General features: G+C 62.6%; 24 protein-coding genes. 10 read left to right on the forward strand and 14 right to left on the reverse strand.

Going from position 1 to position 20,481, the window contains the following annotated elements; translation table 11 throughout:
• The first annotated feature begins 110 nt into the window (after positions 1-110).
• On the forward strand, positions 111-1,133 hold the full coding sequence (rlmF, locus tag ACMGG8_RS29290; RefSeq protein WP_414158868.1) for a 23S rRNA (adenine(1618)-N(6))-methyltransferase RlmF: 1,023 nt from the start codon (positions 111-113) through the stop codon (positions 1,131-1,133).
• A 105-nt stretch (positions 1,134-1,238) separates the two neighbouring features.
• Here rlmF and ACMGG8_RS29295 read toward each other — a convergent pair whose 3' ends face one another.
• Positions 1,239-1,520: an HU family DNA-binding protein gene (locus ACMGG8_RS29295; protein ID WP_003440137.1), complete on the reverse strand. Its 282-nt coding sequence runs from the start codon at positions 1,518-1,520 to the stop codon at positions 1,239-1,241.
• Positions 1,521-1,914: 394 nt separating this feature from the next.
• Between ACMGG8_RS29295 and yejK the strand changes: the two genes are divergently transcribed.
• Entirely contained in the window at positions 1,915-2,919 is a 1,005-nt protein-coding gene (gene yejK, locus ACMGG8_RS29300; RefSeq protein WP_092319840.1) for a nucleoid-associated protein YejK, read from the forward strand.
• Positions 2,919-3,272 carry a glutaredoxin family protein gene (locus ACMGG8_RS29305; protein WP_060837658.1) on the forward strand — a complete coding sequence of 118 codons (354 nt, stop codon included), beginning with the start codon at positions 2,919-2,921 and terminating at the stop codon, positions 3,270-3,272. The genes yejK and ACMGG8_RS29305 overlap by 1 nt, the downstream gene beginning before the upstream one ends.
• A gap of 105 nt (positions 3,273-3,377) precedes the next feature.
• On the opposite strand, the gene ACMGG8_RS29310 is transcribed toward ACMGG8_RS29305, so the two are convergent.
• The 5 genes from ACMGG8_RS29310 to ACMGG8_RS29330 all read right to left on the reverse strand — a co-directional run bounded on the left by ACMGG8_RS29310 (position 3,378) and on the right by ACMGG8_RS29330 (position 7,312).
• Entirely contained in the window at positions 3,378-4,313 is a 936-nt protein-coding gene (locus tag ACMGG8_RS29310; protein WP_414158869.1) for a glutathione S-transferase family protein, read from the reverse strand.
• Between the two features lie 88 nt (positions 4,314-4,401).
• Entirely contained in the window at positions 4,402-4,722 is a 321-nt protein-coding gene (locus ACMGG8_RS29315) for a GIY-YIG nuclease family protein (protein ID WP_060842547.1), read from the reverse strand.
• 54 nt (positions 4,723-4,776) lie between these two features.
• The gene (locus ACMGG8_RS29320; protein WP_060837655.1) at positions 4,777-5,247 is read right to left on the reverse strand and encodes a nuclear transport factor 2 family protein; all 471 of its coding nucleotides are present in this window, start codon (positions 5,245-5,247) and stop codon (positions 4,777-4,779) included.
• Positions 5,248-5,346: 99 nt separating this feature from the next.
• Positions 5,347-6,639 (reverse strand): CynX/NimT family MFS transporter, encoded by a 1,293-nt coding sequence (locus tag ACMGG8_RS29325; protein ID WP_414158870.1) that lies wholly within the window; start codon positions 6,637-6,639, stop codon positions 5,347-5,349.
• 13 nt (positions 6,640-6,652) lie between these two features.
• Entirely contained in the window at positions 6,653-7,312 is a 660-nt protein-coding gene (locus ACMGG8_RS29330) for a FadR/GntR family transcriptional regulator (RefSeq protein WP_060842546.1), read from the reverse strand.
• Positions 7,313-7,477: 165 nt separating this feature from the next.
• Between ACMGG8_RS29330 and ACMGG8_RS29335 the strand changes: the two genes are divergently transcribed.
• Entirely contained in the window at positions 7,478-7,789 is a 312-nt protein-coding gene (locus ACMGG8_RS29335; RefSeq protein WP_129405417.1) for a type II toxin-antitoxin system MqsR family toxin, read from the forward strand.
• The gene (locus ACMGG8_RS29340) at positions 7,786-8,268 is read left to right on the forward strand and encodes a type II toxin-antitoxin system MqsA family antitoxin (protein ID WP_414158871.1); all 483 of its coding nucleotides are present in this window, start codon (positions 7,786-7,788) and stop codon (positions 8,266-8,268) included. The genes ACMGG8_RS29335 and ACMGG8_RS29340 overlap by 4 nt, the downstream gene beginning before the upstream one ends.
• 65 nt (positions 8,269-8,333) lie before the next feature.
• On the opposite strand, the gene ACMGG8_RS29345 is transcribed toward ACMGG8_RS29340, so the two are convergent.
• The 4 genes from ACMGG8_RS29345 to ACMGG8_RS29360 all read right to left on the reverse strand — a co-directional run bounded on the left by ACMGG8_RS29345 (position 8,334) and on the right by ACMGG8_RS29360 (position 12,492).
• Positions 8,334-9,098, reverse strand: a complete 765-nt coding sequence (locus ACMGG8_RS29345; RefSeq protein ID WP_016965197.1) for an amino acid ABC transporter ATP-binding protein — start codon at positions 9,096-9,098, stop codon at positions 8,334-8,336.
• A gap of 10 nt (positions 9,099-9,108) precedes the next feature.
• Complete coding sequence (locus tag ACMGG8_RS29350; protein WP_060837651.1) at positions 9,109-10,206, reverse strand: amino acid ABC transporter permease; 1,098 nt, start codon at positions 10,204-10,206, stop codon at positions 9,109-9,111.
• A 10-nt stretch (positions 10,207-10,216) separates the two neighbouring features.
• Positions 10,217-11,398, reverse strand: coding sequence for an amino acid ABC transporter permease (locus ACMGG8_RS29355; RefSeq protein WP_060837650.1), 1,182 nt, complete (start codon positions 11,396-11,398; stop codon positions 10,217-10,219).
• A 65-nt stretch (positions 11,399-11,463) separates the two neighbouring features.
• Positions 11,464-12,492, reverse strand: a complete 1,029-nt coding sequence (locus tag ACMGG8_RS29360; protein ID WP_016965200.1) for an amino acid ABC transporter substrate-binding protein — start codon at positions 12,490-12,492, stop codon at positions 11,464-11,466.
• A gap of 476 nt (positions 12,493-12,968) precedes the next feature.
• Here ACMGG8_RS29360 and ACMGG8_RS29365 point away from each other — a divergent pair, with 476 nt between their 5' ends.
• The 5 genes from ACMGG8_RS29365 to ACMGG8_RS29385 all read left to right on the forward strand — a co-directional run bounded on the left by ACMGG8_RS29365 (position 12,969) and on the right by ACMGG8_RS29385 (position 18,174).
• Entirely contained in the window at positions 12,969-13,625 is a 657-nt protein-coding gene (locus ACMGG8_RS29365) for an alpha/beta hydrolase (RefSeq protein WP_060837649.1), read from the forward strand.
• Positions 13,626-13,722: 97 nt separating this feature from the next.
• Positions 13,723-15,219: an ATP-dependent RNA helicase RhlB gene (gene rhlB / locus ACMGG8_RS29370; protein WP_060837648.1), complete on the forward strand. Its 1,497-nt coding sequence runs from the start codon at positions 13,723-13,725 to the stop codon at positions 15,217-15,219.
• A gap of 121 nt (positions 15,220-15,340) precedes the next feature.
• On the forward strand, positions 15,341-16,294 hold the full coding sequence (locus tag ACMGG8_RS29375; protein WP_060842544.1) for an ornithine cyclodeaminase family protein: 954 nt from the start codon (positions 15,341-15,343) through the stop codon (positions 16,292-16,294).
• A 34-nt stretch (positions 16,295-16,328) separates the two neighbouring features.
• Positions 16,329-17,456: an NAD(P)/FAD-dependent oxidoreductase gene (locus ACMGG8_RS29380; protein WP_414158872.1), complete on the forward strand. Its 1,128-nt coding sequence runs from the start codon at positions 16,329-16,331 to the stop codon at positions 17,454-17,456.
• Positions 17,457-17,544: 88 nt separating this feature from the next.
• Positions 17,545-18,174 carry a transcriptional regulator gene (locus ACMGG8_RS29385; RefSeq protein WP_060837645.1) on the forward strand — a complete coding sequence of 210 codons (630 nt, stop codon included), beginning with the start codon at positions 17,545-17,547 and terminating at the stop codon, positions 18,172-18,174.
• 94 nt (positions 18,175-18,268) lie between these two features.
• Here the strand turns inward: ACMGG8_RS29385 and ACMGG8_RS29390 are convergent, their stop codons facing one another.
• From ACMGG8_RS29390 to moaC, 4 genes are all read right to left on the reverse strand, one after another.
• Positions 18,269-19,045: an ABC transporter substrate-binding protein gene (locus ACMGG8_RS29390; protein ID WP_108544380.1), complete on the reverse strand. Its 777-nt coding sequence runs from the start codon at positions 19,043-19,045 to the stop codon at positions 18,269-18,271.
• A gap of 218 nt (positions 19,046-19,263) precedes the next feature.
• On the reverse strand, positions 19,264-19,716 hold the full coding sequence (gene moaE, locus ACMGG8_RS29395; protein WP_414158873.1) for a molybdopterin synthase catalytic subunit MoaE: 453 nt from the start codon (positions 19,714-19,716) through the stop codon (positions 19,264-19,266).
• A gap of 1 nt (position 19,717) precedes the next feature.
• Positions 19,718-19,960: a MoaD/ThiS family protein gene (locus ACMGG8_RS29400; protein ID WP_060837642.1), complete on the reverse strand. Its 243-nt coding sequence runs from the start codon at positions 19,958-19,960 to the stop codon at positions 19,718-19,720.
• Positions 19,957-20,430, reverse strand: coding sequence for a cyclic pyranopterin monophosphate synthase MoaC (moaC, locus tag ACMGG8_RS29405; protein ID WP_060837641.1), 474 nt, complete (start codon positions 20,428-20,430; stop codon positions 19,957-19,959). The genes ACMGG8_RS29400 and moaC overlap by 4 nt, the downstream gene beginning before the upstream one ends.
• Positions 20,431-20,481 lie beyond the last annotated feature (51 nt).

A 20,481-nucleotide genomic window follows, 5' to 3' on the forward strand; every position in this document is an offset into this window, starting at 1 on the left:
GTCTTGGGCGGCGCGGAGGCAGGCATCACTTGTCGCTCACCGCTTGAAACTTACCGCTGCTCCTGTGTGACAATGCCCGCCACTTTGAACCAGCCCCGAATCGATCCCCCATGACCGCCCCCAGCACACCCAAGCCTGCGCGCAAAAAGCCCAAGCCCGCCGCCCCAAAAACCGCCGCGCCCCGGGAAAAGGCCAGCCTGCATCCGCGCAATCGTCACCAGGGGCGTTACGACTTCCCGCAACTGATCAAGAGCACCCCGGAGCTGGGGCAGTTCGTGATCCTCAATCCCTACGGCAAGGAAAGCATCGATTTTGCCGACCCGGCAGCCGTGCGGGTGTTCAACCGCGCCCTGCTCAAGGCCTTCTACGGCATTGCCCACTGGGACATTCCGGCGGACTTCCTGTGCCCGCCCGTGCCCGGTCGCGCCGACTATGTGCACTTCCTCGCCGACCTGCTGGCCCGCCACAACCAGGGTGAAATCCCGCGTGGCGCGGCGGTACGGGTGCTGGATGTCGGGGTCGGCGCCAACTGCATCTATCCGCTGATCGGCTACAGCGACTACCGCTGGCAGTTCCTCGGTTCGGACATCGACAGCACCGCCCTGGCCGCCGCCAAGGCCATCGTCCAGGCCAACGGCTTGAACAAGGCCATCAGCCTGCGCCAGCAGGGCAATCCCAGGCAGATCCTCACCGGTCTGCTGGAAAGCACCGAGCGTTTCGACCTGACGATGTGCAACCCGCCGTTCCACGCCTCCCTGGATGAAGCCACCCGCGGTAGCCAGCGCAAATGGCGAGCCCTGGGCAAGGCCGATCCCAAGCGCAAGCTGCCGGTGCTGAACTTTGGCGGGCAGGCCCGGGAACTCTGGTGCGAAGGTGGCGAGATCCGCTTCGTCAGCCAGTTGATCAGCGAGAGCGCAAGCGTCGGCCAGCAAGTGCTGTGGTTCAGCACCCTGGTGTCAAAGGCCTCGAACCTGCCAGCCATTGAAAGCGCACTGAAAAAGGCCGGCGCCCTGGAAAGCCAGGTGGTGGAGATGTCCCAGGGACAGAAACAGAGCCGCTTCGTCGCCTGGACCTTCAAGGACAAGGCACAGCAACAGGCCTGGAGTCAGGAACGCTGGGGCAGGAAGAACTGAGGAAGAACTAGAGAGGCGGGGGATTCAAAGACGATTCACCTTGCGTGAATCGGTGTCACACAAACCGTGCCCGGAGAACTTCTGAGCACGGTTTCACTGCAAGTCTTACTTGTTAACAGCGTCGGTCAGGCCTTTAGCCACAACCAGCTTGATAACTTTCTTGGCAGCGATTTCGATGGCAGCGCCAGTCGATGGGTTACGGCCAGTACGGGCAGGACGCTCGGTCACTTTCAGCTTGCCGATACCTGGCAGAGTGATTTCGCCGCCATTTTCCAATTGATCAGCAACGATCTGGGCCAGTTGGTCCAGAGCGTTACGCGCGGTGGTTTTCGGCGCGTCGATAGCTTCAGCGATATCAGCGATCAGTTGGTCTTTAGTAATAGCCATTGTGGTGTTCCTTCCCTATCAAATTCATTTGGATTGCAGAGTGCAGTGTCAGCCATCGAGCCAGATCTTGTGAATCTGGCACCCCGGTTACAACCACGACAGATCGGGGTTATAGATACCGAAATCAGGGTTTGGTTCGACCCGACAAATGCTGAATGCACGCTTAACGCTGAGACATCGCGTAAGACGGGGCAAAACTAGCACACAGACGGGGAAATATCCGCCTCTACCTAGCCATTTGGTCAGCTTTATTGCTCTAAATCGGTAAAAAAATGCATAAGCGTTACCGACGAGCCGTTCATCGCCCGGCAAACCGCGCCCGAACCCTCGGCTGCGGTACACTGGGCACTTTTTCGGGGAGCCCGCCCTCCCCCTTCAATCAGCCGAGAAGCCCATGCCGATCCGTCATTGCATCGTCCACCTGATCGACAAAAAACCCGACGGCAGCCCCGCAGTTCTTCATGCCCGAGACTCCGAACTGGCAGAGTCCGCAGCCATCGAGAACATGCTCGCCGACCTCAACGAAAGCTATAACGCCAAACAGGGCAAAGCCTGGGGACTGTTCCATCCCGAGTCCGGCGCGTTTCCCTTCAGCGGCTGGCTGAAGGAGTACCTGGACGGCGGCCAGGACTTCACCGCGTTCAGCCGGGTGGCGGTGGAACACCTGCAGAAGCTGATGGAGGAATCCAACCTGTCAGTGGGCGGCCACGTGCTGTTTGCTCATTACCAACAGGGCATGACCGACTACCTGGCCATCGCCCTGCTGCACCACAGCGAAGGCGTGGCCGTGACCGACCAGTTGGACGTGACGCCGTCGCGCCACCTGGACCTGGGCCAGTTGCACCTGGCGGCGCGGATCAACATCTCCGAGTGGCAGAACAACAAGCAGTCCAAGCAGTACATCTCCTTTATCAAGGGCAAGAACGGCAAGAAGGTCTCGGAGTACTTCCGCGACTTCATCGGCTGCCAGGAAGGCGTCGACGGCCCGGGCGAAACCCGCACCCTGCTCAAGGCCTTCAGCGACTTCGTCGAAAGCGAGGATTTGCCGGAAGAGTCGGCCCGGGAAAAGACCAAGACCCTGGTGGAGTACGCCAGCAGCCAGGCCAAGCTCGGCGAGCCCATGGGCCTGGAGGAACTCTCGGAACTGATCGACGAAGACCGCCCCAAGGCCTTCTACGATCACATCCGCAACAAGGATTACGGGCTGTCGCCGGAGATTCCCGCGGACAAACGCACCCTCAACCAGTTCCGCCGCTTCACCGGCCGCGCCGAAGGCTTGTCCATCAGCTTCGAAGCCCACCTGCTGGGCTCGAAGATCGAGTACGACGAAGAAGCCGGGACCCTGATCATCAAGGGCCTGCCGACCCAACTGACCGACCAGCTCAAGCGCCGCAACTGATGCTCCAGGGGGTATTGAAGAAGTTCTTGCTGATCCTGCTGGTGGTGGTGATCTACCAGCACTGGGGCAAGATCGAGCGCCTGTTCAACCCTTCGGCGGTGGTCAGCGAAGCGATCCGCAGCCAGGCCCGGGTGGTGCTGTACGCCACCGACTGGTGCGGCTACTGCAAGGCCACCCGGCGCTTTCTCGATCAGAAGGGCATTCCCTACCGGGAGTTCGACATCGAGAAAGATGCCGAGGCGCGTCAGGCCTATACCGCCCTGGGCGGTGCCGGGATTCCGATCCTGGACGTGAATGGCAGCCTGATCCGTACCTACGACCCCGACGCGATCATGGCTGCGCTGAAACCTTAGTCGGAGCCGGCCGGGCGGCGCGCCGCTTGCCGGCGAAAGGGCCAGTAGATCGAGCATCGATCTTGAGGACGCCTTCGCTGGCAAGCCAGCGCCTACAGGTGTGGATCACTGTGCCTGGATACGGAACCCCAACCGCGGGAAGTGCACGTGCACCACACCGGCACGCGAATCTTCGCGACGCAGGATCAACTCTTCAGTACCGGCAAACAGCAACTCGCCCGCCACCGGATCGACGCCATAGTCGGTCGCAGCAATCACCACCTGCTGCCCTGCAGCAAAGCCATTGGGATCGACAAACCGCTCATCCGGCAGCGGCGCCGGCGTAGCGCTGCGCGACACCTCAAGGGCCTCTTCGGCACTCAGCTCGGTGAAGGAGCCATGACCAAAGCCCAGCACCCGCGCCAACCAGGCGGATACCGCCGGATACTCGTCCACCAGCGGTGCGGTCACCGGCGTGCCCTTGAGGAACCACAGCGGGTGCGCCAGGGCGATATCGGCAATCGACGGTTCGCCAAACAGGAAGTCCCCCGGCTCGCGCTGCAGTTGCTGCTCCAGACGCGCCATGATGGTCGGCCACTGATGCTTGGCCACGTCCAGGGGCAGACGGCTGGCGCTGCCGCCACTGAACAACCCGGCGCGGTCGGCCATGAAGGCCTTGACCGCTTCCGGCGGCAGCTTGCCAAAGCGCACGGCTGCCGACTCGGGCTGGAACACCAGGGTCACCGCATGCTGGAACACCACCGAGTCGACCCAGGCGGCGAAGGTCGCGCTGATCATTTCCTGGCCTTCGGGGAACAGCGCCGGCGAGGCTTTCTCCCGCTCCAGGCGGCGCGCGATCAAGGCCGTGTCGCAATAGATGTCCGCCCCGATCTGCAACACCGGGGTCTTGCGATAGCCGCCGGTCAGGGCCGTCAGGTCGGGTTTGGGCATGACCGGGGAGATCTTCACGGAGCGCCAGGACAGGCCCTTGAACCCCAGGAGCAAGCGGGCTTTTTCCGCGAAGGGAGAGGTCGGGTAATGGTGGAGAATCAACTCTGACATGCTGGGGTCCGCCACAAGAGGGAGAGCGCTGAAGCTTAGCGCGCAATCCGTGGACGGCCTACAGATCCAACTGATGAGAACCTATCAGTCAGATTGATGCCGCTGCACTGGCCGCGGCCACCAGGCACTCCTTGGCGCTCTTCCTGAGTTTCTTGATCAGCCGCTCCTGGCGCAGGGCCTCGCTCTTGTCTCGGCATGCTTCGGTGTAGACCAGGGCCACCGCCGGGCTGGAGAGAAAGAAACGCGCGCCCTTGCCGCTCTGGTGCTTGGCAAAGCGCTTCACCGGGTCGTCGCTGATGCCGCAGTAGAGAGCGCCATTGGCAGCGCGCACCAGGTACACAAACCAGGGTTTGCCGGCAGGCGCAGGCCGCTCGGCGGCAATTGCGGGGGTTGGATCGGGGCTGCTCACAAAAAGAATCGGGGCCTGTGGATAACCAGCCGCGATCTTAACAGAGGATGGCTTTCAGCGACCGCCCTGGAAGGCCTTGAGGCCCTTGCGGGCCTGAGCGCGAACGGCGTTCTTGAGCAGCGGCGTCCAGCCCAGCAACAGGCCCTTGGCCCCGAGGGCCTGACGCGCCCAACGCCACATGTCGAAATGATCGTGGTGCTCGCAGATCTTGCCGTCGCGAAACACGAAGCGCGCCTGAATGTCATTGACCACGGTGTTGCCGGTCTGGCTGAACAGGTAGGTGGCCACCCAATGCGCGCTGCCGGTGTTCCCATCGGCACGCACCTGATCGAAGGTCAGGGAAAAGTCCTTGGCCCGGGACGTGAGCATGCGCCACATGTCACCAGCATCACGTCCGCGCAATTCACCGAAGGCCGGATCGCTGAACAGCACATCCTCGGTATAACAGGCGCTCATGGCCTCGGCATCGAGCCGCTGGAAGGCCTGGTAGAACTCGGTGATCAGGGCGCGCTGGGCATCACTCATGGACAGACTCCGGAAAGGCAAGGGAATGCCAGCACAATAATCCCCATGCCTCGGGAAGACTATCGGCATTTGCCAGGCAAATACCGACAGCGAAGTCCGTCAGATTTTCTCGCTTTGCACCTGCACATACAGCGAACGACCGGCGCCCAGGCCGGCGATGATCGCCCCGCTGCCCAACACGGCGAAGATCCAGCCCACGGCGTTCCAACCACCGGTCCAGTCGTGCACCAGCCCCACCGCAAAGGGCCCCATGGACGCCAGGGTGTAACCGATGCCCTGGGCCATGCTCGACAGGTTGGCCGCCACATGGGTGTCCCGCGAGCGCAGCACGATCAGGGTCAGGGCCAGGCTGAAAGTGCCGCCCTGCCCCAGGCCCAGCAGGATCGCCCAGCCCCACAAACCGTCCAGCGGCGCATACAGGCAACCGAACAGGCCGCCCAGGGTCATCAGCATGACCATCAAGATGGCCAGGCGCTGGTCCTTGCCGCGGGTCGCCAGCCAGGGCGCCGCCAGGGAGCTGGCCAGTTGCACAATCACCGATCCGGAGAGCACCAGTCCGGCCTGGGTCGGACTCAGCCCGCGGCCGATCAGGATCGACGGCAGCCAGCCAAACACGATGTAGGCCAGGGAGGACTGCAGGCCCATGTACAGGGTGACCTGCCAGGCCAGGCGATCACGCAGCAACCCGCGCACACGGAAGGCGACATGGTGGGCGCCGTGTTTGTGCCCCACTTGCGGCAACCAGAACAGCGCCGCCGCCAGCGCCGGCACGACCCAGAACCCCAGGCCCATGGCCCAGCTGCTACCGAAGTGCTGGCTCAGGGGCACCGTCGCGCCTGCCGCCATCGCCGCCCCCAGGCACAGGGCCATGGTGTAGACCCCGGTCATGGTGCCTGCATGGCGGGCAAAATCGCGCTTGACGATGCCCGGCAGCAGCACCCCGATCACACCGATGCTGGCGCCGGCCAGGATGCTCCCGGCAAAGACGCCGAACTCCCCCAGGGAACTGCGCAGCACAATGCCCAGGGCCAGGGTCAGGAGAATCCCCAGCACCACCCGCTCGGCACCAAAACGCCGGGCCAGCAGCGGCGCCAAAGGCGCGAACAAGCCCAGGCACAGCACCGGCAGAGTGGTCAGCAGGCCGGCCTTGGCGGCTGACAGCCCCAGTTGCTGCGACACATCGCTGAGCAACGGCGCCATGCTCGACAGCGCCGGACGCAGGTTCAGCGCCACCAGAATCAGCCCCAGCAGCAACAGCCAGGGCCGGCGCACCGCGGGTGGGGCCTGCTGAAGCTCCTCGTCATCGGCCTCGGCGTCGATCAGCAGCTCTTCGAGTTCGGCAGGACGCCGAGGAGCAGACGGGGTATTCGGGGGTACCTGGTGATTGGACATGAAGGTCTCGGATTCAGGATTCGTTGATCAACTGGCGGGACAACTGCTTGGCCTGCTCGGGGTCGCCCTGTTCGATGGCATCCAGCAGATGCTGATGGAGATCGAAGACGTCCTGGCGACGCGGAGCCTGGGTCAAGGTCTGGCGCAACTGCGCGCCCACCACGCTGGAAAAATAGCGGTACAGCTGGCTGAGGGTCGGGTTGTGGGCGGCATCCACCAGGCGCTGGTGAAAAACCAGGTCGCAGGCGATGTAGCTTTCCAGGTCACCATGAAAATGCCCGCTGCTGGCCTGCAAGGCTTGGTTCAGGGCCTGCAGGTCCTCGTCGGTGCGGCGCAGGGCCGCCAGGCCGACCGCCTCCACTTCGAGGATCTGCCGGGTTTCCCGGGCCTGTTCCAGGGAGCACTGGGACAGGGCCTGGAGCATGTCCAGTGGATCGGCCACCGCTCGCAGGTAGCTGCCGTCGCCCTGGCGGATCTCGATCAGTCCGGAGAACGCCAGCACTCGCATGGCTTCGCGCACGGTATTGCGGCTGATGCCCAGTTCTTGGGCCAGTTCCGGTTCGGTGGGCAAGCGCTGGCCGACCCGCCAGACACCGCTGTTGATGCGTTTGCGCAGTTGTTCCAGGGCCTGGTCAACCAGGGATTTTTTGATCAGGGGGGATGTTTCGCTCATGGGACTCGCTCAATCATCCAATCATCGGATGAATTGTCCGACATGGTATTCAGGCTTTTCCGAGAGTTCAACGTTTTAGGCTGGAGGAGGCACTTTCGCCAAGGCAAACAGGTCTTGACAAAAAACCCTATAAGGGTAATTTCGGTCAAGCCTCAAGGGTGTCTCATGGAAAAGAAAACACCTCATTACGACCTGTCGCTGATCAAGGCACAGGTCGTTCGGCATGGAGCACAAGCCTTCACTCGAAGCGCATTGCGCTGCGGCCAGGAACTCGGATTGTCCCTGGCTGCCATGCAACGAGTGATAGCCGGACTGCAGGGCAGCCTGTTCTACAAATCGATGACCACCTATGGCGATCACCGGCTGTGGCAGGACGTGTATTACACCCGCATCGATAACCGGACGCTCTACATCAAGGTCACCTACCGCCCCGGTGCAGGGCCTCCGGTGATCTCCTTCAAGGAGGCAGAGACATGAAACGACAACAATGCTACAGCTGCGGCGCTCCCACCGGCATGCTGGCCTTCGAGCAGCGCAGCGAGCTCATCGACTACCGGCACCTGCAGCGTCAGATCCTTGGCCTGGCGGGCTGGGAATGCCAGGAGTGCGGTGAAATCGAATTCGATGCCCAGAGTGCAGAGCGCTATGCCGCGGCGGGCGACCACTTGCTGGAGGAGTACCGGCAGAACGTCGCCGCCGACCTGAAGCGCATCCGCCGCAAGCTGCACCTCTCGCAGAAAGAAGCGGTCAAACTGCTGTCCGGCGGCGGGCACAACGCCTTTTCCCGTTACGAGCGCGGCGAAGTCGGCGTGCCCCAACCGCTGTACGTGCTGATGCGCCTGCTGGATCGCCACCCACGGTTGATGAAGGACGTACTGGAGCTTGGCGAACCACGGCTGGCGCCCTCAGCCTTGGGCGACCACCCCGAACCACAGCTCGGCGCTGCCGGCAGCTGAATGCCGGGCAAAAATAAACCCGGAGCCAGTCCGGGTTTATCGTCAGCGCCAGCCGTGCATCAGGATCAATGCAGGATCTGGCTCAGGAACAGCTTGGTGCGGTCGTTCTGCGGGTTGTCGAAGAAGTCGTTGGGGGCCGCCTGCTCGACGATTTCGCCCTTGTCCATGAAGATCACCCGGTTGGCCACGGTGCGGGCAAAGCCCATTTCATGGGTCACGCAGAGCATGGTCATGCCGTCTTCCGCCAGGCCGATCATGGTATCGAGCACCTCCTTGACCATTTCCGGGTCCAGGGCCGAGGTGGGTTCGTCGAACAGCATGATCTTGGGCTTCATGCACAGCGCCCGGGCAATCGCCACCCGTTGCTGCTGGCCACCGGACAGCTGGCCCGGGTACTTGTTGGCCTGCTCCGGAATGCGCACCCGCTCCAGATAGTGCATGGCGATTTCCTCGGCCTTGCGCTTGGGCATCTTGCGCACCCACATCGGCGCCAGGGTGCAGTTTTGCAGGATGGTCAGGTGCGGGAACAGGTTGAAGTGCTGGAACACCATGCCCACTTCCCGGCGAATGGCCTCGATCTGCTTGAGGTCGTTGGTCAGCTCGACGCCATCCACCACGATGCGTCCCTGCTGGTGCTCTTCCAGGCGGTTGAGGCAGCGGATGGTGGTGGACTTGCCCGAGCCCGAAGGCCCGCACAGCACGATGCGCTCACCCTGCCTGACGTTGAGGTTGATGTCCTTCAACACGTGGAACTGGCCGTACCACTTGTTCACACCCTGCATCTGAATAATGCCTTCAGGGCCCACAGGCTTTTTGTTCGCTTCACTCATGGAGATACTCCTAACGCTTGTGGCCTGTGTCCAACTTACGCTCCAGATGCATGGAGTAGCGGGACATACCGAAACAGAAAATCCAGAACACCAGGGCCGCGAAGACATAGCCTTCGGTGGCCATGCCCAGCCATTTGGGATCGGCGGCGGCTTGCTTGACGCTGTTGAGCAGGTCGAACAGGCCGATGATGATCACCAGGCTGGTGTCCTTGAACAGGGCGATGAAGGTGTTGACGATGCCGGGAATCACCAGCTTCAGGGCCTGGGGCAGAATCACCAGGCCCATGGCCCGCCAATAACCCAGACCCATGGCCGCAGCGGCTTCGTACTGGCCCTTGGGAATAGCTTGCAAGCCACCGCGCACCACCTCGGCCACATAGGCCGACTGGAACAGGATCACCCCGATCAGGGCGCGCAACAGCTTGTCGAAGTTCATGCCCTCGGGCAGGAACAGCGGCAGCATCACCGAGGACATGAACAGCACGGTGATCAGCGGCACGCCGCGCCAGAACTCAATGAAGGTCACGCAGACCACGCGAATCGCCGGCAGGTTGGAGCGTCGCCCCAATGCCAGCAGGATCCCCAGCGGCAGGGCTCCGGCAATCCCCACCGTGGCGATCACCAGGGTCAGCATCAGACCGCCCCATTGGCTGGTGGCGACATTGCTCAAGCCCAGGTAACCGCCATGCAGCAAGGTGTAGGCAACCACCGGGTACCACACCAGGAAACACAAGCCGTAGATCGCCTTGCGGGCAAAGCGCGAGATGAACAACGGCGCCACGCCGATCACCGCCAGCCAAACGGTCAGGTCCACCCGCCAGCGCAGTTCCACCGGGTAGTAGCCATACATGAACTGGCCGAAACGCTGCTGGATGAACACCCAGCAGGCGCCATCCTTGGTGCAATCGGCACGGGTAGTGCCGACCCAGTTGGCGTCGAGGATCGCCCAATGCAGGAGCGGCGGCACCACCAGGTAGATCAGGTAGAAGGCAAACAGGGTCAACAGGGTGTTGAGCCAGCTGGAAAACATGTTGGCGCGCATCCACGCCAGCACGCCGATACTGCGGCTGGGCGGCGGCATGTCGGGCTTGAAAGTATGAGTTGTCATGGGCGCTTCCTCACCGCTCGATCAGCGCAATGCGCTTGTTGTACCAGTTCATCAGCAGGGAAATGCTGATGCTGATCGCCAGGTACACGCTCATGGTGATGGCAATGACCTCGATGGCCTGGCCGGTCTGGTTGAGCACCGTGCCGGCGAACAGCGAAACCATTTCCGGGTAGCCGATACCGGCGGCCAGGGACGAGTTCTTCGCCAGGTTCAGGTATTGGCTGGTCAACGGCGGAATGATCACCCGCAGGGCCTGGGGAATGATCACCTTGCGCAGGGTCGGGCCGTTGCGCAGCCCCAGGGAGCGGGCCGCCTCGGTCTGACCGTGGCTCACCGACTTGATCCCGGAGCGCACGATCTCGGCGATGAATGCCGCGGTGTAGACGGTCAGGGCCAGGGTCAGGGCCAGCAGCTCGGGTATCAGCACCCAGCCGCCAACGAAGTTGAAGCCTTGCAGCTTCGGCAACTCCCAATGCACCGGCGAACCGAACAACAGGGTGCACAACGCCGGAATCACCAGCAGCAGCGCCAATCCGCACCAGAACTTGTGGAACGGCACCCCGGTTTCTTCAAAGCGTTTGTTGGCCCAGCGGCACATCAGCACGATGGCGACGATGGCCAGCACCACACTCGCCACGAACGCCCAGAACCCCGGGGCCATTTGCGCCGCCGGCATGTTCAGGCCCCGGCTGCTGACAAAGAAGGTGTCGCCGAAGTTGTGGCTGTTGCGCGGCCCCGGCATGGTCAGGAACACCGCGAAGTACCAGAACAGGATCTGCAGCAGCGGCGGAATGTTGCGGAACACTTCCACATACACCGTCGCCAGCTTGTTGATGATCCAGTTCTGCGACAGCCGCGCCACCCCGATGATGAACCCCAGCAGGGTCGCCAGGATTACCCCGATAAAGGTCACCAGCAGCGTATTGAGCAGGCCGATGACGAAGACCCGGGCATAGCTGTCCGCTTCGGTGTAGGCAATCAGGTGTTGAGCGATGCCGAAACCGGCGCTGCGCTCAAGAAAGTCGAAACCCGAGGTGATACCCCGGTGCTGAAGGTTGGTTTGCGTGTTGTCGAACAGAAACCAGCCCAGCGAAACCACCGCCACGAGGGTGATGATCTGGAACAGCCAGGCGCGCACACGCGGATCGCTGAGGCTAAGCCTCTGCTTGGGTGCGCCGATAGAATTTTGCATGAAGTGCCCCAGGAATAATGGAACAGAACATCACCCGGCGGTTGGCCCGCCGGGTGATAGAACCATCAGCGCACAGGTGGTGCGTATTGGATGCCGCCGTTGTTCCACAGCGCGTTCAGGCCGCGGTCGATGGCCAGTGGCGTGCTCTTGCCGAGGTTCTTCTCGAACACTTCACCGTAGTTACCTACTTGCTTGACGATCTGTACTACCCAGTCCTTCGGCAGTTTCAGGTCTTTGCCGTATTCACCGTCCGCGCCCAGCAGACGTGCCACATCAGGGTTCTTGGTCGACTTGGCTTCAGCTTCGACGTTTTTCGAAGTGATGCCCGCCTCTTCGGCGTTGAGCATGGCGAACAGGGTCCACTTGACGATGCTGAACCACTCTTCGTCGCCCTTACGCACCACCGGGCCCAGCGGCTCCTTGGAGATGGTTTCCGGCAGCACGACATAATCGGTCGGGGTCGCCAGCTTGCTGCGCTGTGCGTAAAGCTGGGACTTGTCGGATGTCAGCACGTCGCAACGCCCGGATTCCAGGGACTTGGCGCTTTCATCGGAGGTGTCAAAGGTAATCGGGGTGTATTTCAGACCATTGCCACGGAAGTAGTCCGACACGTTCAGCTCGGTAGTGGTACCGGCTTGAATACAGATGGTCGCACCGTCCAGCTCCTTGGCACTTTTCACACCCAGTTTGTTGTTCACCAGGAAGCCGATGCCGTCGTAGTAAGTGACACCGGCAAACATCAGGCCCATGCCCGCGTCGCGAGAGCTGGTCCAGGTGGTGTTGCGCGACAGCACGTCGATTTCGCCGGATTGCAGCGCGGTGAAGCGCTCCTTGGCGTTCAACTGGCTGAACTTGACCTTGGTCGCGTCACCGAATACTGCAGCGGCCACTGCGCGGCAAACGTCGGCGTCGATCCCGAGGATCTTGCCGGTCGCATCCGGTACCGAGAAACCCGGCAGACCATCACTGACGCCGCACTGTACGAAACCTTTCTTCTGTACTGCATCCAGAGTCGCACCCGCCTGTGCGAAACCGCTTGTAGCCAGGACCGTGGCCGCCGTGACAGCGGCCAGGGTGGATTTCAACATCTTCATTCAAACCTCCAGTTTTGCTCTTGTTGTGTCGGAGCTTGAGTCCTGCCGCACCCTCATGAGGCGCTGTTGACCCGTGTAGGCTTTTTTATGGGGTCAAGCGGCGTAAGACCTTCGCTATGAGTCTAGTAGGAGAAATCCACGTAATGGGGGGCCTACATCTCACCAATCGGCCGAACGGGCTGTAGCCCTTTGCAGTTCGCAAAGCCCGTAGCGGCCATTGGCGAACCTGTATCAGAGGAGGTTGGCTATGCCATCGCCCGCGGTAGCCTGTTAGTGTTACCGCCGGCAGAGAGTGCTATCACTTCCACTCCTCTTTCTGAGCCATAGCAAAGCCCGTACCACAGTTTCGGCTAAAGCGTTTCAGCCAGTGGTCAATAGCAAAACGTTCAACCGTGCGACATCTTCTTCACCGATCAACCGGGCGCGCCCCTTGACCTCGCACTCAATCAGCGCGCACGCACAAAAATGGAGCAGCCATGACCGAGCCCTTGATTCTTCAGCCCAGCAAGCCCGCAGATGCCTGTGTGATCTGGCTTCACGGCCTGGGAGCGGACCGTTACGACTTCCTGCCGGTGGCCGAGATGCTGCAGGAAAAACTCTTGAGCACCCGCTTCGTCCTGCCCCAGGCGCCGACCCGTGCCGTGACCATCAATGGCGGATATGCCATGCCCAGTTGGTACGACATTTTGGCCATGAACCCGGCTCGCGCGATCAGTCGTGAACAGCTCGACGAATCATCCGATGAAGTCATCAGACTTATCGAAGAGCAACGCGCCAGCGGAATAGACGCCTCGCGAATTTTCCTGGCAGGTTTCTCCCAGGGGGGCGCCGTCGTACTGCACACCGCCTTCCTCAAGTGGCAGGGTCCGTTGGGTGGCGTGCTTGCCCTCTCCACTTACGCACCGACCTTTGGCGACGAACTGCAACTTTCCGCCAGCCAACAGCGGATTCCGGTGCTGTCGCTGCATGGCCAGTACGACGAAGTGGTGCAAAACGCCATGGGCCGCACCGCCTACGAGTATCTGAAGCAGCATGGTGTCACCGTGACATGGCAGGAATACCCAATGGGGCACGAGGTGTTACCAGAAGAAATCAGCGATATCGGCACCTGGCTGAACGAGCGTTTGCGCTAGAAAATCCGCCTCCAACCGGGGGCCAGAGCAACAGACTACGCCGCGCCCGTTTCTTGCATTACACTGGCCGGCGTACATTCCTTAACCAATTGATGAGATGACCGTGCTCAAAGCACTCAAGAAAATCTTCGGTAAAAGCGAGGCTGAGCCGCTCGCGCCAGGCCCCAGTGCCCCTTCCCCCAGTTCCAGCAGCCGTAATGACGGCCGTCAGCCGGAACGGAGCGCACCCGCTACCGCAGCTAAAAAAGAACCGGTGAACACACCGGCCGCCCCTTCTGCTCCCAAAGCGCCACGCCAAGAGAAGCCCAAGGCCGAGCAACCCAAGCCTGAGCAGCCGCGCCGTCCGCGCGCACCCAAGCCGCCCGCCAGCACCTGGAAACTTGAAGACTTCGTGGTCGAACCCCAGGAAGGCAAGACCCGTTTCCACGACTTCAAACTGGCACCGGAACTGATGCACGCCATCCAGGACCTGGGCTTTCCTTATTGCACGCCGATCCAGGCCCAGGTGCTGGGCTATACCCTGGCGGGCAAGGACGCCATCGGCCGGGCCCAGACCGGCACCGGCAAGACCGCCGCGTTCCTGATCTCGATCATCACCCAGTTGCTGCAGACCCCGCCGCCCAAAGAGCGCTACATGGGCGAGCCACGGGCGCTGATCATTGCCCCGACCCGGGAGCTGGTGGTGCAGATCGCCAAGGACGCCGCGGCGCTGACCAAGTACACCGGCCTCAACGTCATGACCTTCGTCGGCGGCATGGACTTCGACAAACAGCTCAAGCACCTGGAAGCCCGCCACTGCGACATCCTGGTAGCCACCCCGGGCCGTCTGCTGGACTTCAACCAGCGCGGCGACGTGCACCTGGACATGGTCGAAGTGATGGTGCTGGACGAAGCCGACCGCATGCTCGACATGGGCTTCATCCCGCAGGTGCGGCAGATCATCCGCCAGACCCCGCCCAAGAGCGAACGCCAGACCCTGCTGTTCTCCGCCACCTTCACCGATGACGTGATGAACCTGGCCAAGCAATGGACCACCGATCCGGCAATCGTCGAGATCGAGGCCGAGAACGTCGCCAGCGAAAACGTCGAACAGCACATTTATGCCGTGGCCGGGGCCGACAAGTACAAGCTGCTGTACAACCTGGTCACCGACAACGGCTGGGAACGGGTCATGGTCTTCGCCAACCGCAAGGATGAAGTGCGGCGCATCGAGGAACGCCTGGTGCGCGACGGGGTGAACGCCGCCCAGCTGTCCGGCGACGTGCCGCAGCACAAGCGGATCAAGACCCTGGAAGGCTTCCGCGAAGGCAAGATCCGGGTGCTGGTGGCCACCGACGTGGCCGGCCGCGGCATTCACATCGACGGCATCAGCCATGTGATCAACTTCACCCTGCCGGAAGTGCCGGACGACTACGTGCACCGCATCGGCCGTACCGGGCGTGCCGGGGCAGAGGGCGTGTCCATCAGCTTCGCCGGCGAGGACGACTCCTACCAGCTGCCCTCGATCGAAGCCCTGCTGGGACGCAAGATCAGCTGCGAGATGCCGCCCGCCGAACTGCTGCGCCCTGTAGAGCGCAAACGCCCGCAAGCCTGATCACGGGCGCACCAAAAAAAACGCAGCCATCACCGGCTGCGTTTTTTTTCGCCTGGATATTGCCCACCAAAACTAAAAGTCCATAATGGACAAATTAGTTTAATTTGATGGGAGCCCTTGCATGTCCAGCACGCCCTACCTGATGGCCCGACCCGAAGCCCGCCAGTGGCTCGCGCAAATCGACGTCCCGCAGATTTTGCGCAAACTGTTCCGCGACCTGGCCGCCGGACTCGCCGTGCAACCGGCGCAGCAGCTGGTGGAGTTTCCCCAGGGCGCCGGCGACTTCATCAACTACCTGGGGGTGCTGGCTGAAGATCGGGTGTACGGGGTCAAGACTTCGCCCTACATCGTCCGCGCCGAAGGCCCGCTGGTCACCGCCTGGACCCTGCTGATGTCCATGGACAGCGGCCAGCCCCTGCTGCTGTGCGACGCCGCCGAACTGACCACCGCACGCACCGCCGCCACCACGGCGGTCGCCGTCGAGGCACTGGCCACGCCCGAGGCCCGGCACCTGACGATCATCGGCAGCGGCGCGGTGGCCCAGGCTCACCTGCACTACGTGAAAGACCTGCGCCCCTGGCAGAGCATCCGCCTCTTTTCCCCAAGCCTTGCGAGCAAATCCGCCGAGGAGCTTGCGCGTCTCAAGGCCCTCGATCCGCGCCTGCAAATCGTCCCGCAGCTTGAAGAGGCTGTCGAAGATGCCGACGTGATCATGCTTTGCACTTCCTCCGCCGGGCCGGTGATCGATCCGCGCCGCCTCGGCAAGCCGGCGCTGATCACCTCCATCAGCACCAACGCACCACGGGCCCATGAAGTGCCGCCCGCGGCCCTGCCGGAGCTGCAGGTCTACTGCGACTACCGGCGCACCACCCCGGGCTCGGCCGGCGAGATGCTGATCGCCGGCGAACAGCACGGCTGGGACAGCGCGGCGATCCTCGGCGACCTGCCGGAGCTGCTCAGCGGCCAGGCCCGGCGCCCCAATGCCGAGCGCCACGTGTTCTTCCGCTCCATCGGCCTGGGCCTGGAAGACATCGCCCTGGCCAATGCCCTGTACCACTTGCAACGCCAGCCCTAAGCCCCCGTCACCTGCATCTTTTCCGGAGTTATCAATGACCCAGGCAGACTTCATCATCATCGGCGGCGGTATCGCCGGGGCCTCCACCGGTTACTGGCTGTCGCGCCACGGCCGGGTCATCGTGCTGGAACGCGAGTCGCACCCGGCCTACCACTCCACCGGCCGCTCCGCCGCGCTCTACACCGCTGCCTATGGCACTGCCCAGGTGCGTGCCCTGACCCTGGCCAGCCGGGACTTTTTCGACCACCCGCCAGAGGGTTTCTGCGAACACCCACTGCTGACGCCACGGGGCGAAATGACCGTGGACTTCAACGGTGACCCGGCCGAACTGAACAACCAGTACCTGAGCGCCAAAGCCACGGTGCCGGAGATGCAACTGCTCAGTGCCGACGAAGCCTGCGCCCGCCTGCCGATCCTGCGCCGCGAAAAGGTCCACGGGGCCCTCTACGACCCCACTGCCAGCGACATCGACACCGACGCCCTGCACCAAGGCTACCTGCGGGGCATTCGCCGCCATCAGGGCCAGGTCCATACCGACCATGAAGTGCTGGGGTTGCGCCGTGATGAACAAGGGCTGTGGCAGGTCCAAACCAGCGGCCAGACCTTCAGCGCCCCCCTGCTGATCAACGCCGCCGGCGCCTGGGCCGACCAGATCGGCGCCATGGCCGGCGCGCGCTGCCTGGGCCTGCAACCCAAGCGCCGCGCGGCGTTCATTTTCGCCGGCCCGGAAGGGCTCGATATTCACCAGTGGCCGATGCTGGTCAGCCTGGACGAATCCTTCTACATGAAGCCCGACGCCGGCATGTTCCTCGGCTCGCCGGCCAACGCCGACCCGGTCGAGCCCCACGATGTGCAGCCCGAGGAACTGGACATTGCCCTGGGCATCTACCAGATCGAAGAAGCCACCACCCTGAGCATCCGACGTCCAACCCGGACCTGGGCCGGCCTGCGCAGCTTTGTCAGCGACGGCGACCTGCTGGCCGGTTTTGATCCACAGGTGCCCGGGCTGTTCTGGGTCGCCGGGCAAGGCGGCTACGGCATCCAGACCTCCCCGGCCATGGGCCAGGCCAGCGCCGCCCTGGTGCGGGGCCAGCCGCTGCCGGAACAGCTGACCCGCTTCGGCCTCACGCCCGCCATGCTGTCCCCTGCCCGCCTCGGCTGAAGGCCCTCAAGATGACGCGCCCGAACGATTGCGGCACACTCCCAGCGCCCGCCAACGGCGGGCGCCGATGCCGCCTGGAGTACGACCCATGACCTCACCCGCAAAGGACCCTGCCCTGGACAACTTCCGGGCGATTGCCGATGCCATTGCCACGCTGTTCTTCCCTCACGCCGAGGTGGTGCTCCACGACCTGCGCACGCAGAAGATCGACTACATCGCCAACAACCTGTCCAAGCGCGAAGTGGGCGACGATGCGGCCCTGGAAGACCTGCTCAGTGGCGACAGCGAGGAGCGCAATATCGGCCCCTATGAAAAGCTCAACTGGGACGGGCAGAAGATCCGCAGCCTCAGCAGCGTGCTGCGCGACAGCCACGGCCAGCCAATGGCCGTGCTGTGCATCAACCTGAACATCTCGCTGCTGGAAAACGCCAAGGCGGCGCTGGACCTGTTCCTCTCGCCGAGCAAACTGATTCCCCAGCCCGACTCGCTGTTTCGCGACGACTGGCAGGAACGCATCAACACCTTCCTGCACAACTGGCTGCGCGAACGCCAGCTGGGGCTGAACCTGCTGACCCGCGACCACAAGCGTGAGCTGGTGCTGGCGCTGCACGCCGAGGGCGCCTTCAAGGGCAAGAGCGCCTCCAACTACGTGGCCAACGTGCTGAACATGGGCCGGGCCACGGTGTACAAGCACCTGAAGGAATTGAAGGGACAGTAAAGGTTCGCGAGCAAGCCCGCTCCTACACGCAATTGCACAACACCTGTAGGAGCGAGCTCGCTCGCGAAGGCGTCCTCAAGAACACCGCAATGTCTCAATCCCCATAAATATCCGACTTGAAGTACTTGGCCTGGATCTTCTGATATTCGCCCTTGGCGCGAATCTCATCGATGGCCTTGTTCAACTCGCCCACCAGTTCACTGTTGCCCTTGCGCACCGCGATTCCCGCGCCCTCGCCGACGTACTTCGGATCCTTCAACTCGGGCCCGACAAAGGCGTAGTCGGCGCCGCGAGGCATCGACAGGAAATCGTCCAGGGGAATGGTGTCGGCGAAGATCGCGTCCAGGCGCCCGGCCGCCAGGTCCATGTAGATCTCTTCGTTGTTGCTGTAGCGCACCACCTTGATGCCCTTGGGCTCGAAGACCTCGGTGGCGAAACGATCGGTGGTGGTGGAACGCTGCACGCCCACGGTCTTGCCCTTGAGACTGGTGTACTGGTCATCCACCACCGCGCCCTTCTTCATCACCAGGCGCGACGAGGTGAAGTAGTACTTGTGGGTGAAATCCACCGATTTGCGGCGTTCAGCGGTGATGGTCATGGAGGACAGCGCGGCGTCGATCTTCTTCACCTTCAACGAGGGAATCAGGCCGTCGAACTCGCCCTCGATCCACTCGCACTTGACCTGCATCTGCGCGCACAGGGCATTGCCGATGTCGTAGTCAAAACCGCCGATCTTGCCGTCGGCGGTCTTGAAGGCGAACGGCGGATAAGCCGCCTCGATGCCCAGGCGCAGGGTTTTCTCGGCAGCCATCAGGCTGCTGCACGCCAACAGGCTCAAGGCCAGGCCACTGATGAGGGGGAATTTTTTCATGTTCGTTCTCTCGCGGGTTGTTGTTGGTTTGGCAAGACAGAAGGAAGGGGTGAAACGGGAGACGCTGTATTTGTACTTGTAATTCCATACTGGACTTTTACGTACATATCGTCAACGGCGCGCGCAGCGACTTATCCCCAGCGGTCGGCGGGAACAGTCGCAGTCGATTGCAAGCAGGATTGCGGCGGGATCCGGCCCCGCCGCCAGGCATCAGGGGATCAGTCTTTCCAGCGCTCGGCCGCAGCGTGATCACTGTCGCGGCCTTCCACCCAGCGCGGGCCGTCGGCGGTGTTTTCCTTTTTCCAGAACGGCGCGCGAGTCTTCAGATAATCCATGACAAAGGCACAGGCATCGAAGGCCGCCTGGCGATGGGCACTGGCCGCGCCGACGAAGACAATCGGCTCGCCCGGTTCCAGGGCGCCGACGCGGTGCAGCACCTGCAATTGCAACAGCGGCCAGCGCTGCTCGGCTTCGGCCGCAATCTTGCCCAGGGCCTTTTCGGTCATGCCCGGGTAATGCTCCAGGAACATGCCGTGCACGTCCCGGCCGTCATTGAAATCGCGCACGTAGCCGACAAAACTGACCACCGCGCCCACCCCGGTATTGGCGGCGTGCATGGCGTTGACTTCGGCGCCGGGATCGAAGGCCGCGGCTTGCACACGGATCGCCATCTCAGCCTCCGGTCACGGTGGGAAAGAACGCCACTTCATCGCCGTCCGCCAGGGGTTCGTCCAACTGGCACAGCTCTTCGTTGCGGGCGCACATCAGGTTCTGCTCGGCGAGCACGGCGGCCCCGTCACGGGACAGCAGCGCCTGGCGCACATCGTCGACACAGGCAAAGTCGCCCTCGACAAGCACGCCATCGAGCTTCAGGGCCTCACGGTAGCGGGCAAAGAACTTCACCGAGATCTTCATGCGTCAGCCACCCGGTAATGGCCGCTCTTGCCGCCGGTCTTCTCCAGCACCCGCACGCCTTCGATGATCATGCCGCGGTCCACGGCCTTGCACATGTCATAGATCGTCAGCGCGGCGACGCTGGCGGCGGTCAACGCCTCCATCTCCACCCCGGTCTGCCCCGACAGCTTGCAACGGGCCACGATGTGTACGCTGTCTTCGCCCTCGGCACTGAGCTCGACCTTGACGCTGGTCAGCATCAACGGATGGCACAGGGGGATCAGCTCGCTGGTCTTCTTCGCGGCCTGAATCCCGGCGATGCGCGCCACGGCAAATACATCGCCCTTGGGGTGACCGCCACTGACGATCATCTGCAGGGTTTGCGGGAGCATGCGCACCCGGGCTTCGGCCGCCGCCTCGCGAAAAGTCACGGCCTTGTCGGTGACGTCGACCATATTGGCGCGCCCCTGGGAATCGAGATGAGTCAGCACGGCGTTACTCCTGATCAGGTGGGCCGATTGTAAACCCGCGGGTCAATTTTT

This window comes from Pseudomonas sp. BNK-45, from assembly GCF_047456255.1.
Taxonomy (GTDB): domain Bacteria; phylum Pseudomonadota; class Gammaproteobacteria; order Pseudomonadales; family Pseudomonadaceae; genus Aquipseudomonas.

Coding starts and splice junctions, on each gene's coding strand:
- rlmF (WP_414158868.1), top strand. CDS start 111: ATGACCGCCCCCAGCACACCCAAGCCTGCGCGCAAAAAGCCCAAGCCC.
- ACMGG8_RS29295 (WP_003440137.1), bottom strand. CDS start 1,520: ATGGCTATTACTAAAGACCAACTGATCGCTGATATCGCTGAAGCTATC.
- yejK (WP_092319840.1), top strand. CDS start 1,915: ATGCCGATCCGTCATTGCATCGTCCACCTGATCGACAAAAAACCCGAC.
- ACMGG8_RS29305 (WP_060837658.1), top strand. CDS start 2,919: ATGCTCCAGGGGGTATTGAAGAAGTTCTTGCTGATCCTGCTGGTGGTG.
- ACMGG8_RS29310 (WP_414158869.1), bottom strand. CDS start 4,313: ATGTCAGAGTTGATTCTCCACCATTACCCGACCTCTCCCTTCGCGGAA.
- ACMGG8_RS29320 (WP_060837655.1), bottom strand. CDS start 5,247: ATGAGTGATGCCCAGCGCGCCCTGATCACCGAGTTCTACCAGGCCTTC.
- ACMGG8_RS29325 (WP_414158870.1), bottom strand. CDS start 6,639: ATGTCCAATCACCAGGTACCCCCGAATACCCCGTCTGCTCCTCGGCGT.
- ACMGG8_RS29330 (WP_060842546.1), bottom strand. CDS start 7,312: ATGAGCGAAACATCCCCCCTGATCAAAAAATCCCTGGTTGACCAGGCC.
- ACMGG8_RS29335 (WP_129405417.1), top strand. CDS start 7,478: ATGGAAAAGAAAACACCTCATTACGACCTGTCGCTGATCAAGGCACAG.
- ACMGG8_RS29340 (WP_414158871.1), top strand. CDS start 7,786: ATGAAACGACAACAATGCTACAGCTGCGGCGCTCCCACCGGCATGCTG.
- ACMGG8_RS29345 (WP_016965197.1), bottom strand. CDS start 9,098: ATGAGTGAAGCGAACAAAAAGCCTGTGGGCCCTGAAGGCATTATTCAG.
- ACMGG8_RS29350 (WP_060837651.1), bottom strand. CDS start 10,206: ATGACAACTCATACTTTCAAGCCCGACATGCCGCCGCCCAGCCGCAGT.
- ACMGG8_RS29355 (WP_060837650.1), bottom strand. CDS start 11,398: ATGCAAAATTCTATCGGCGCACCCAAGCAGAGGCTTAGCCTCAGCGAT.
- ACMGG8_RS29360 (WP_016965200.1), bottom strand. CDS start 12,492: ATGAAGATGTTGAAATCCACCCTGGCCGCTGTCACGGCGGCCACGGTC.
- ACMGG8_RS29365 (WP_060837649.1), top strand. CDS start 12,969: ATGACCGAGCCCTTGATTCTTCAGCCCAGCAAGCCCGCAGATGCCTGT.
- rhlB (WP_060837648.1), top strand. CDS start 13,723: ATGACCGTGCTCAAAGCACTCAAGAAAATCTTCGGTAAAAGCGAGGCT.
- ACMGG8_RS29375 (WP_060842544.1), top strand. CDS start 15,341: ATGTCCAGCACGCCCTACCTGATGGCCCGACCCGAAGCCCGCCAGTGG.
- ACMGG8_RS29380 (WP_414158872.1), top strand. CDS start 16,329: ATGACCCAGGCAGACTTCATCATCATCGGCGGCGGTATCGCCGGGGCC.
- ACMGG8_RS29385 (WP_060837645.1), top strand. CDS start 17,545: ATGACCTCACCCGCAAAGGACCCTGCCCTGGACAACTTCCGGGCGATT.
- ACMGG8_RS29390 (WP_108544380.1), bottom strand. CDS start 19,045: ATGAAAAAATTCCCCCTCATCAGTGGCCTGGCCTTGAGCCTGTTGGCG.
- moaE (WP_414158873.1), bottom strand. CDS start 19,716: ATGGCGATCCGTGTGCAAGCCGCGGCCTTCGATCCCGGCGCCGAAGTC.
- ACMGG8_RS29400 (WP_060837642.1), bottom strand. CDS start 19,960: ATGAAGATCTCGGTGAAGTTCTTTGCCCGCTACCGTGAGGCCCTGAAG.